Origin of the sequence: Actinophytocola sp., assembly GCF_035942955.1 — a bacterium.
In the GTDB taxonomy this organism is placed as follows: domain Bacteria; phylum Actinomycetota; class Actinomycetes; order Mycobacteriales; family Pseudonocardiaceae; genus DASYTH01.
Window position 1 is genome coordinate 1 of sequence record NZ_DASZCQ010000362.1, and the last position, 10,783, is coordinate 10,783.

Here is a 10,783-nt window from a genome sequence, read left to right on the forward strand (position 1 = left end):
GCTCGGCGCCGCGCCGGGTGGCCGGCTGCCCGACGCGGTGGCCGCGGCGGCCAAGTCGGCCGGGATCGAGGTGGTCACCGAGCCGGTGGACCGGCACGGGGCCCTCGTGTTCGACGCGACCGGGATCCGGAACCCGGCCCGGCTGCGCCAGCTGTACGACTTCTTCCGGCCCACGATCCGGTCGCTGCACGCCTGCGGGCGCGTGGTGGTGCTCGGCACGCCGCCGGAGGCCACCGAAAACCCGGCGGAGCACACCGCGCAGCGGGCGCTGGAGGGCTTCACCCGCTCGGTCGGCAAGGAGCTCGTCCGCGGGTCGACCGCGCAGCTGGTGTACGTGGCGCCGGGGGCGGAGGGCGCCATCGAGTCGACGCTGCGCTTCCTGCTGTCCGCCAGGTCGGCCTACGTGTCCGCCCAGGTGATCAGGATCGGCAGCTACGGCACCGAGGCGACGGAGCCGGACGACTGGGAGAAACCCCTGTCCGGCAAGGTCGCCCTGGTGACCGGCGCGGCACGGGGGATCGGCGCGGCGATCGCCGACGTGCTGGCCCGTGACGGCGCGCACGTGGTCGCGCTGGACGTGCCCGCACAGGGCGCCGAACTGTCCACTGTGGCCAACCGGGTGCGGGGTTCGGCGCTGCAGATGGACATCACCGCGCCGGACGCGCCCGCGCGGCTGACCGACTACCTCGGGTCGCGACACGGCGGCGTGGACATCGTTGTGCACAACGCGGGAATCACCAGGGACAAGAAGCTGGCCAACATGAAGGAGTCCGCCTGGGACGCGGTGCTCGCGGTGAACCTGATCTGCCAGCCGGTTGTCAACGACGCGCTGATCGAGTCGGATCTGCTGCAGCGCAACGGAAGGATCATCGGGGTGTCGTCGATCGCCGGAATCGCCGGCAACACCGGGCAGACCAACTACGGCACCACCAAGGCCGGCGTGATCGGCATGGTGCACGCCTACGCGCCGGTGCTGGCCGAGCGGGGCTCGACGATCAACGCGGTGGCGCCCGGCTTCATCGAGACGCGGATGACCGCGGCCGTGCCGCTGGTGATCCGCGAGGTCGGCCGGCGGATGAACAGCCTCGCCCAGGGCGGGCTGCCGGTCGACGTGGCGGAAACCATCGCCTGGTACGCCAATCCGGCGTCCGGCGCGGTCAACGGCAACGTGGTCCGGGTCTGCGGCCAGAGCCTGCTGGGAGCCTGAGATGCCCGAGCTGACCGCCACCCCGAACCTCACCGCCCTGTTCGGCAAGGCGGTGCTGACCGGCTTCACCCGCAGGGGCACGCGGCTGCCGGACACCGTGTACGAGCAGCCGAACGTCTCCGTCGACCGGACGCACCTGGCCCGCTACGACCGGGTCTGCGAGTTCCGGCTCACCGACGAGCTGCCGGTCACCTACCCGCACGTCCTGGCCTTTCCCTTGCAGGTCAAGCTGATGACCGACCCCGGGTTCCCGTTCCCGCTGATCGGCTCGGTGCACCTGGCCAACCGGATCATCCGGATCCGGCCGCTGCGGGTCGACGAGCGGCTCACGCTGCGGGTGCACGTGGAGAACCTGCGCGACCACGCCAGGGGCAGGCAGTTCGACATGATCAGCGAGGTGCTCGTCGCCGGCGAGCCGGTGTGGACCGGCGTGAGCACGTATCTGCGCCGCGGCGGCGGATCCGGCGCGGAGAAGGCGAGGGAGCGGGTCGAGCCGCCCGAGCCGACCGCGGTCTGGCGGGTGCCGGGGAACATCGGCCGGCGCTATGCGGAGGTGTCCGGCGACCGCAACCCGATCCACCTGCACCCGCTGGCCGCCCGGCTGTTCGGCTTCCCGAGGGCGATCGCGCACGGGATGTGGACCAAGGCGCGCTGCCTCGCCGCGTTCGAGGGCCGGCTGCCGGAGGCGTACACGGTCGACGTCCGGTTCAAGCTGCCCGTGCTGCTGCCGGCAAGGACCGGGTTCGCGGCGTCCACAGTGGACCAAGGTTGGGGGTTCGAGCTGTTCGACGCCCGCACCGGGAGGCCGCACCTGGCGGGGACGGTCACGCCTGGCGCCTGACCAGCGCCACGATAGCCGTCGCCTGGGTGCAGCGGACGATCGCCCACGGGCGGACCCGCCCGCCGAGCCCGGGTGGCTCAGTCCCCGGCGTCCCGGAGCATCCTGGCCGCCTGCTCGGGGACCACGTCGTTGAGGAAGGCGCCCATGCCGGCCTCGGAGCCGGCCAGGTACTTCAGCTTGCCGGGCGCCCTGCGGATGCTGAACAGCTGCAGGTGCAGGTAGCCGAGGTCGCGGCCGGCCCGGACCGGGGCCTGGTGCCAGGCGGACACGTACGGCAGGGGAGTGTCGAACACGTGCCGGAACCGGTTGAGCACGTCGATGTAGAGCGGGCAGAACGCGGCGCGCTGCTCGGTGTCCAGCGCCGCGATGTCGGGAACCTTGCGGTGCGGGAAGAGGTGGACCTCGAACGGCCAGCGCGCGGCGGCGGGCACGAACGCCGTCCACAGCTCGTTGGCCGCGACCACCCTGGTCCCGGCCGCGCGCTCGGCGGCCAGCACGTCGGCGAACAGGTCGCCGCCGGTGTGCCGGCGCGCGGCGTCGAGCATCTGCCGGGTGCGCGGCGTGACGTACGGGTAGGCGTAGATCTGCCCGTGCGGGTGGTGCAGGGTCACGCCGATCTCCTCGCCGAAGTTCTCGAAGCAGTACACCTGCTCGACGTTGGGCAGCGAGGAGAGCTCGGCGGTGCGGTCGGCCCAGGCCTCCATGACGGTCTCGGCCTGCTCGACGGGCAGCGTGGCGAACGAGGCGTGGTGGTCGGAGGTGAAGCAGACGACCTCGCACCGCCCGCGCGGGTGGCGAAGCGACGGGAAGCGGTTCTCGAACACCGCGACCTCGTAGTCCGCGGCCGGGATCTCGGTGGCCCGGCCGGGCTGCGACGGGCACAGCGGGCACTCGTCGGTGGGCGGGAGGTGGGTCCGGTCCTGCCGGTGCCCGGCGACGACCACCCACTCGTCGAGCAGCGGGTCGTAGCGCAGCTCGCTGGCCGGGGGCGGGTCGGCCAGGTGCCTGGTGTCCGGCGCCGTGCGGTCGACGTCCTCCCGGCGGTCGAAGTAGATCAGCTCACGACCGTCGGCAAGCCGGACATGGGTGCGCTTCACCATCCGGAGCATGTTTCCCGTCGACCCAAATGTCAACACTATCCAACAGAGTCCAACCTACCCGGCCCAACGGGGTGTCGGCGACTGTCCAATCGTTACTTGACGAGCGTCTGGTAGTGGTCGATATTGTTCGAATCTGTTCGAACGTCAAAGGAGATGCAGCATGTCGGACTCCTTCTCCCGCCGATCGGCCCTCCGGCGCCTTGGCGGTGCCGCCGTGCTGGCCGTCACGCCGGGTGCCCTGCTCGCCGCGTGCAGCAGCGGTGACCAGGGTGGCGGCGCGCCGAGCGGCTCCGGCTCCGGCGGCGGCAACCCGACAGGGCCCATCACGTTCGGCTCGAACTACTCCGACGCGGCGCCGAAGGACGCGTTCGCCGCGCTGACCCAGGCCGCGTCCACCAAGACCGGGGTCCAGGTCACGATCAACACGGTCGACCACAACACGTTCCAGAACAACATCAGCAGCTACCTGCAGGGCACGCCGGACGACCTGGCCACCTGGTTCGCCGGCTACCGGCTGCAGTTCTTCGCCGCGCAGAACCTGCTCGAACCGATCGACGACGTCTGGGAGAAGATCGGCGGCAACTTCAACGACGCCACCAAGAGCCTGTCCAAGGGCATCGACGGCAAGTACTACCTGGTGCCGATCTACAACTACCCGTGGGTGGTCTTCTACAACAAGAGCGTGTTCCAGCAGCGGGGCTACACCGTCCCCAAGGACTGGGACGCGTTCATCGCGCTGTGCAAGCAGATGCAGACCGACGGCCTGATCCCGCTGGCGTTCGCCGAGAAGGACGGCTGGCCCGCGTTGGGCACCTTCGACATCCTCAACCTGCGGATCAACGGCTACGAGTACCACATCAAGCTGATGAAGCACGAGGTGCCGTGGACCGACAAGGGCGTCACCGCGGTGTTCGACAAATGGCGTGAGCTGATGCCGTACCTGCAGAACGGCGCCAACGGCCGGATCTGGCAGGACGCCGCCAAGGCGCTGGAGAACAAGCAGGCCGGCATGATGTTCCAGGGCTCCAACCAGGTTGCCGCCAACTACGCCGAGGCCAACCTCGCCGACCTCGACTTCTTCCCGTACCCGGTGATCAACAGCGAGCACGGCCAGGACTACATGGACGCCCCCACCGACGGCTTCATGCTGCCGAAGAAGGCCAAGAACAAGGACGCGGCCAAGAAGATCCTGGAGTACCTCGGCACCGCGGACGCCGAGTCGACCTTCCTCAAGACCGACCACTGGGACGTGGGGGTGGCCAACGGGCTGGTCGCGCCGACGTACAACGAGATCCAGAAGAAGTCGGTCCAGGCGATCAGCGACTGCAAGGCGGTCGCCCAGTTCATGGACCGGGACACCGTGCCGGACATGGCCACCGCGATGATCAAGCTGATCCAGGGCTTCATCGACAACCCGGCCCCGGCTACGGTCGAGGCACTGCAGAAGAGCGCGGAGGACCAGGCGAAGACGATCTTCACCACCTGATGGTCGCTACCACCGATCGCGTGACCGGCCCGCCGGCGGCGCCGCGGCGCCGCCGCTGGCGGGGTGCCCGCACGCTGTCCACACGGGACAAATGGGTCCTTGCCGGGCTGCTCGGCATCCCGCTGCTGCTGGACCTGGCCTTCGTCTGGATCCCGGCGCTCGGCTCCGTGCTGCTGTCGTTCACCAAGTGGACCGGTGTGGGCAGCATCAGCCTGCAACCGTGCGGGAGCCGGCCGACCCTGCCCGGCATCCCGGAGCCCGGGTGCGTCTACGGCGTGCAGAACTACAACCAGGCGTTCACCGTCTACCCGGACTTCTGGCCCGCGGTGCTGCACAACGCGATCTGGCTGCTGGTCTTCATCGTGCTGGCGACCCCGCTGGGCATGCTGCTCGCGGTGATCATCGACCGCGGCATCCGGGGCAGCCGGATCTACCAGAGCGTGCTGTTCCTGCCGGTCATGCTCTCGCTCGCGCTGATCGGCATCATCTGGGAGCTGATCTACTCGCCGAACTACGGGTTGCTCAACTCGATCATCGGGCGGACCAGCAACGAGAACCTCATCGACTGGCTCGGCGATCCGAACCTCAACCTGTGGGCGATCCTGGTCGAGGCGACCTGGCGCCAGGCCGGCTACGTGATGGTGCTCTACCTGGCCGGGCTCAAGGCGCTGGATCCCGCGCTGCGCGAGGCGGCGCTGGTCGACGGGGCGAACGCCTGGCAGTCGTTCTGGCGGGTCACCTTCCCGGTGCTCAAACCGATCAACATCGTCATCCTGGTGGTGACGGTGATCGAGTCGCTGCGCGCGTTCGACCTGGTGTACATCAGCAGCAAGGGAAACGTGCTCAACGGGCTGGAGCTGCTGTCGGTCCTGGTGACCCAGAACATCGTCGGTGAGACGCAACGCATCGGCTTCGGCTCCACCCTCGGCGTCGTGCTGCTGGTGATCTCCCTGGTGCCGATCTCGATCTTCCTGTACCAGGTCTTCCGGAAGGAGGCCCGGACATGACCACCGTGACGGCTACCGAGAAGGTCATCGAGCCCGTCGTGCGGCGGGGATCCGAGCCGCGGCGGCGATCCGACGTCGGCCGGGTCCTCACCCAGGTGTTCATGATCGTGATCACCCTGGCCTGGATCACACCGATCCTGTTCGCGCTCTACGTGGCGCTGCGGCCGATCGAGGAGACCAACCGGGACGGCTACGTCTCGCTCGCCGACCGCCTGACGCTGGCGAACTTCACCAACGCCTGGCGGCAGTCGGAGATGTGGACGTTCTTCCTCAACTCGGTGTACATCACCGTGCCCGCGGTCATCCTCACGCTGCTGCTGGCGTCCATGGTGGCCTTCGTCGTGGCCCGGCTGAACTTCAAGTTCAACATCGCCATGCTGATCCTGTTCACCGCGGGAAACCTGCTGCCGCAGCAGGTGATCATCACTCCGCTGTACCGGCTGTACCTGGCGATCCCGCTGCCGGGCTTCCTGAGCGAGAGCGGGCTGCTCTACAACTCCATCTTCGGCCTGATCGTCATCAACGTCTCGTTCCAGCTGGGCTTCTGCGTGTTCGTGCTGAGCAACTACATGAAGACCATCCCGCCCGAGATCGACGAGGCGGCCATCGTCGACGGCGCCTCGCTGTGGACCAGGTACCGGCGGCTCACGCTGCCGCTGTGCCGACCGGCGCTGGCCGCCCTGGCCACGCTGCTGACCACCTGGATCTACAACGACTTCTTCTGGGCCATCACGCTGATCTCCACGGGCAACCGGCGCCCGATCACCTCGGCGCTGGCCAACCTCCAGGGCCAGTTCGTGGCCAACCAGAACATGATCGCCGCGGCCGCGCTGATCGCCGCGATTCCCACCCTGGTGGTGTTCGTGTTGCTGCAGAAGCAGTTCATCCGCGGGCTGGCGCTCGGCGCGACGAAGGGTTAGCGCGGCCGGCCTACGGGCAATAGGCCGACCGCGTACAACGGCAACGAAGCCGATCGGAGGGCACACATGCGAAGAATCCTCGCCGGTCTCGCCGCCGCAAGCATGGTAGTCGGAATGACCGCGGTGTCCACAGTGGCCACCCAGGTCGCCATGCCTGCCCCGGCCTACGCACTGCCCGATGGGCTGGCGCTGACGCCGCCCATGGGGTTCAACAACTGGAACACCACCCATTGCAGCGGCACGTTCAACGAGCAAATGATCGTCGGGATCGCCGACCTGTTCGTGGAGAAGGGACTCAAGGAGGCCGGCTACGAGTTCGTCAACATCGACGACTGCTGGGCGCTGCCGGCCCGCGACCCGGTCAGCCAGCGGCTGGTCCCCGACCCGGCCAGGTTCCCGCGCGGGATCAAGTGGCTAGCCGACTACGTGCACGGCAAGGGGTTGAAGTTCGGCATCTACACCAGCGCCGGCACGAAGACCTGCAACAGCCTCGGCTTCCCCGGCGGGCTCGGGTTCGAGGAGCTCGACGCGCGGACCTTCGCCGAGTGGGGCGTCGACTACCTCAAGTACGACAACTGCAACAACCAGGGCGTGCCGGCACTGGAGCGGTACCCGAAGATGCGCGACGCGCTCAAGGCCACCGGCCGGCCGATCGTGTACAGCATCACAGAGTGGGGCCAGAACCGGCCGTGGGAGTGGGGCGCCGACGTCGGCCACCTGTGGCGGACCACCGGCGACATCAGCGACAACTTCGGCTCGATGCTGTCCATTATGAAGTTGAACGCGCCGCTGGCCGAGTTCGCCGGGCCGGGCCACTGGAACGACCCGGACATGCTGGAGGTCGGCAACGGCGGGATGACCGACACCGAGTACCGCTCGCACTTCAGCCTGTGGGCGATCATGGCGGCGCCGCTGCTGATCGGCTCGGACCTGCGCCGGGTGAGCCCGGCGACGTACGACATCCTGCTCAACCGCGAGGTGATCGCGGTCGACCAGGATCCGCTCGGCCGGCAGGGACGCATGCTGTCCAATCAGGACGGTCTGTGGACGTTCGCCAAGCCGCTGGCCAACGGCGACGTCGCGGTGGCGCTGTTCAACGAGACCTCGGCCCCGGCCACGATCAGCACCACGGCGTCGGCGATCGGCCTGCCGGCGAGTCCCGGCTACATCATGCGCGACCTGTGGTCGCACACCGCGGCCGAGACCGCGGGCGTGATCGCGGCCGGCGTCCCGTCGCACGGCACCGCGATGTTCCGGGTGTCGGCCGACCCGCGGTGGGGCAAGCTGCCCGCGGCGACCAGCTTCGCCGGCAGCGCGACCACCCCGGCGGAGGGCACGGCCGGCCGGTACATCGTGCCGGGCAAGCCGGTTCCGGTCAGCGCCACGCTGATCAACCACGGCCGCAAGCCGGTGCTGCTGCCCCGGCACGCGATCACGCTGCCGGACGGCTGGACCGCGACCCCGACCGGACCGCTTGAGGACTGGGTGCTCAACACCGAGGAGCGGCTGGCCGGCGGCTGGACCGTGACCCCGGCGCCGAACGCCCCGCCGGGGGCGCACGAGCTGACCGTGACCACGGCCTACCGGGAGGGCAGCGAGATCTTCTCCAAGAGCGCGGTGATCCGGCTGGTGGTGCCCGGGGTTCCCCCGCCGGCGACGGGTTTCGTCAGCGACGCGCGCTGGCTGGAGGCGGCCAACGGCTGGGGTCCGGTGGAGCTCGACCGGTCAGTCGGCGAGCGGCCGGCCGGGGACGGGCGGGTGATCACGATCGCCGGGGTGCAGTACGCCAAGGGCCTCGGCACGCACTCGCCGGCCGCGATCATGTACTTCACCGCCGGCCGGTGCGCCTCGCTGGTCACCGACGTGGGTGTGGACGACGAGAAGCGCGGCAACCGGGCCGGCTCGGTCACCTTCGAGATCTGGGCCGACGGCCGCAAGGTCGCCGACAGCGGCGTCCTCACCTGGCAGGACCCGGCCAGGACGCTCACCGCCGACCTCACCGGCGCCTCGTTCGTTCGCCTGGTCGTCACCGACGCCGGCGACGGTATGAACTCCGACCATGCCGACTGGGCCGCCGCTCGCCCAGGATGTCCACATGAGACCGGACGAATGGGAGCGGGCCGGGACACGGCTGTCGCACGCGGCGATAGCCCTGGTGGTTCTCGTGTCGTTCGTGACCCAGGTCGTGCTGACCGTGACCGGCGGGGCCGACGCCAATTCCGGTCGCGTCGACGCGCATATCGGTGTTGGCGAACGTCTGGTTCGGCTGTTCAGTTACTTCACGGTCGACAGCAACCTGATCGTGCTGGGCGTGGCGATCTGCCTGGTGCTGAATCCGGCTCGGAACGGCGTCATCTGGCGCGTCGTGTGGCTCGACGCCCTGCTCGGAATCGTGATCACCGGCCTGGTCTTCGACATCGTGCTCGCGCCCATTGTGCGGCTGACCGGTGCCGCGCTCTGGGTGACAATCGGTTTTCATTACGTCTCACCGTGGCTGACGCTCGCCGCCTGGCTGCTGTTCGGTCCGCGGCAGCGCATCGATTGGCGCACTATTGGTTACGCGTTCATCTGGCCGCTGGCCTGGATCATCTACACGTTCGTGCACGGCGCGATCAGCGGCTGGTATCCGTACCCGTTCCTCGACGTCGGGATCCACGGATATCCGGTCGCGCTGCGAAACACCGCTCTTGTCGTCCTGGTCGCGGGCGTGCTCGCGCTGATCTTCAAGGCGCTCGACGCGCGGCTTCCCACTGTGGCCGGGCCGTCACTCGGCCGACGGGATCCACTGCGTCCCCTCCACCAGGTCGCCGAACCCCATCCAGACGAGGTTCATTAGCCAGGACGCCAGCATCTTGTCGGTGATGTCGGGGTGGTCGAGCCACCAGTCGGCCAGCGACTCGGCGGAGCCGACGAGGGCCGCGGCCAGCGCCTCGGTGGCGCGGGTGGCCTGCTCGTCGAGGCCGCGCTTGGTCGCGGTGCGCACCAGCAGGGCGTCGACCAGAGCGATCGCCCTGGCGCGCATGGCGACCACCTCGTCGCTGAACGGGCCGCCCTGCGAGGTGGCCTGGCGGTGCAGCACCCGCCAGCTCTCCCGATGCTCGCCGACGAACCGGAAGAACGCCCGCAGGCCGTGCCACAGTTGCATGTCCGGACCGAGCTCGACCCGGATCCCGGCGGTGACCGCCTCCAGCAGCCGGGTGGCCTCGCGGCGGATGCAGGCGCCGAACAGGTCCTCCTTAGAGCCGAGGTAGGCGTAGATCATCGGCTTGGACACGCCGGCCACCTCGGAGATCTCGTCCATCGAGGCGTTGTGGTAGCCGTGCGCGGAGAACACCCGCACGGCCGCGTCCAGGATCTGCCGCTCCCGAACGTCGCGCGGCAGCCGCCTGACGCGCCCATGCCGCTGCCGCTGCTCTACGTCCACCGCACCTCCTGCATGATCACACTCTTGCCCAGCGTACCTACTCGAACGTAGCCTTACTCGTCAGTAGGCAGGAGGGGGTGCCCTCGGCCGAGGTCGACCTTGTCCGACGATGCGATCGGCAAGTTGAGCCCCGGCCAACTGGTCGAGCTCCTCGAGCGGCTGGACCCGGCCTCGGATCGTCTCGAGCAGATCGACCTGGATGCTATCGCCCGCGCCATCGATCCCCGGAACAACGCCGTCGGGACCTCGTGTCGCTCCTGGAACAGGTCGACCGGTTGGCCGGCGCCGCGTCGACCTGGTCACCCGGGCGGCCCCACCTTCGTGAGGCTCATCGGCCGCGCCTGCTCCGACCAACTCAAGAACGTCCTCGGCCGCCCGGCTCCGGAGCCGGCGGCTACGACCGCCACGAGACGGTCATCGCCCACGGCATGTGCACCACCACCCCGGACCGCGCCCACGACCTGAGCCTCTTCGACCTCCCGCGTGCGTGAGTTATCCACAGGCCCCGATGTGGGGAGCGACCCGACCGGGCTCGAGGTGGGAGGATCTGCGCCATGACGACATCTCCCGCGAGTCTCGAGACCCGGGTCGACAGGCTCGAAGCCCGGCAGCAGCGCGCCGACGAGGACATGAAAGCGCTCAGTGACACCGTCATTGAGACCCGCGATGACGTCAAGGTGTTGCGGATGGACGTCACGGAGTTGAAGCAGGACGTCGGTGGGCTCAAGCAGGACGTCGGTGGGCTCAAGCAGGACGTCGGTGGGCTCAAGCAGGACGTGGGTGGGCTCAAGCAGGACG

General features: G+C 68.9%; 9 protein-coding genes and 1 pseudogene. 8 read left to right on the forward strand and 2 right to left on the reverse strand.

Annotation, left to right across the window (positions count from 1 at the left end):
- Together VGX25_RS35200 and VGX25_RS35205 are read left to right on the forward strand one after the other, a co-directional pair.
- Positions 1–1,207: 3-oxoacyl-ACP reductase (locus tag VGX25_RS35200; protein ID WP_326922317.1), on the forward strand; the 1,207-nt coding region annotated here is incomplete at its 5' end.
- 1 nt (position 1,208) lies between these two features.
- Positions 1,209–2,048 carry a MaoC/PaaZ C-terminal domain-containing protein gene (locus VGX25_RS35205; protein ID WP_326922318.1) on the forward strand — a complete coding sequence of 280 codons (840 nt, stop codon included), beginning with the start codon at positions 1,209–1,211 and terminating at the stop codon, positions 2,046–2,048.
- A 77-nt stretch (positions 2,049–2,125) separates the two neighbouring features.
- On the opposite strand, the gene galT is transcribed toward VGX25_RS35205, so the two are convergent.
- The gene (gene galT / locus VGX25_RS35210; protein WP_326922325.1) at positions 2,126–3,145 is read right to left on the reverse strand and encodes a galactose-1-phosphate uridylyltransferase; all 1,020 of its coding nucleotides are present in this window, start codon (positions 3,143–3,145) and stop codon (positions 2,126–2,128) included.
- A gap of 163 nt (positions 3,146–3,308) precedes the next feature.
- Here galT and VGX25_RS35215 point away from each other — a divergent pair, with 163 nt between their 5' ends.
- The 5 genes and pseudogenes from VGX25_RS35215 (at position 3,309) to VGX25_RS35895 (ending at position 9,397) form a co-directional block, all read left to right on the forward strand.
- A complete protein-coding gene (locus VGX25_RS35215; protein ID WP_326922319.1) occupies positions 3,309–4,634 on the forward strand; it encodes an ABC transporter substrate-binding protein in 1,326 nt (441 codons plus the stop codon).
- Positions 4,635–4,654: 20 nt separating this feature from the next.
- A complete protein-coding gene (locus VGX25_RS35220; RefSeq protein WP_326922320.1) occupies positions 4,655–5,641 on the forward strand; it encodes a sugar ABC transporter permease in 987 nt (328 codons plus the stop codon).
- Positions 5,638–6,561 carry a carbohydrate ABC transporter permease gene (locus VGX25_RS35225; protein WP_326922321.1) on the forward strand — a complete coding sequence of 308 codons (924 nt, stop codon included), beginning with the start codon at positions 5,638–5,640 and terminating at the stop codon, positions 6,559–6,561. The genes VGX25_RS35220 and VGX25_RS35225 overlap by 4 nt, the downstream gene beginning before the upstream one ends.
- 201 nt (positions 6,562–6,762) lie before the next feature.
- Positions 6,763–8,631: pseudogene (locus VGX25_RS35230) on the forward strand (NPCBM/NEW2 domain-containing protein); the annotation flags it as partial.
- A gap of 25 nt (positions 8,632–8,656) precedes the next feature.
- The gene (locus VGX25_RS35895; protein WP_414636085.1) at positions 8,657–9,397 is read left to right on the forward strand and encodes a Pr6Pr family membrane protein; all 741 of its coding nucleotides are present in this window, start codon (positions 8,657–8,659) and stop codon (positions 9,395–9,397) included.
- On the opposite strand, the gene VGX25_RS35235 is transcribed toward VGX25_RS35895, so the two are convergent.
- Complete coding sequence (locus VGX25_RS35235; RefSeq protein ID WP_326922323.1) at positions 9,326–9,985, reverse strand: TetR/AcrR family transcriptional regulator; 660 nt, start codon at positions 9,983–9,985, stop codon at positions 9,326–9,328. The two genes, VGX25_RS35895 and VGX25_RS35235, sit on opposite strands and share 72 nt — an antisense overlap.
- A gap of 554 nt (positions 9,986–10,539) precedes the next feature.
- On the opposite strand from VGX25_RS35235, the gene VGX25_RS35240 reads away from it, so the two are divergent.
- The coding region (locus tag VGX25_RS35240) for a hypothetical protein (RefSeq protein ID WP_326922324.1) at positions 10,540–10,783 on the forward strand (244 nt) is incomplete at its 3' end.

Excerpts from the sequence above, each read along its gene's own strand:
- VGX25_RS35215 (WP_326922319.1), top strand. The coding sequence starts at position 3,309 with ATGTCGGACTCCTTCTCCCGCCGATCGGCCCTCCGGCGCCTTGGCGGT.
- VGX25_RS35225 (WP_326922321.1), top strand. The coding sequence starts at position 5,638 with ATGACCACCGTGACGGCTACCGAGAAGGTCATCGAGCCCGTCGTGCGG.
- VGX25_RS35205 (WP_326922318.1), top strand. The coding sequence starts at position 1,209 with ATGCCCGAGCTGACCGCCACCCCGAACCTCACCGCCCTGTTCGGCAAG.
- VGX25_RS35895 (WP_414636085.1), top strand. The coding sequence starts at position 8,657 with ATGAGACCGGACGAATGGGAGCGGGCCGGGACACGGCTGTCGCACGCG.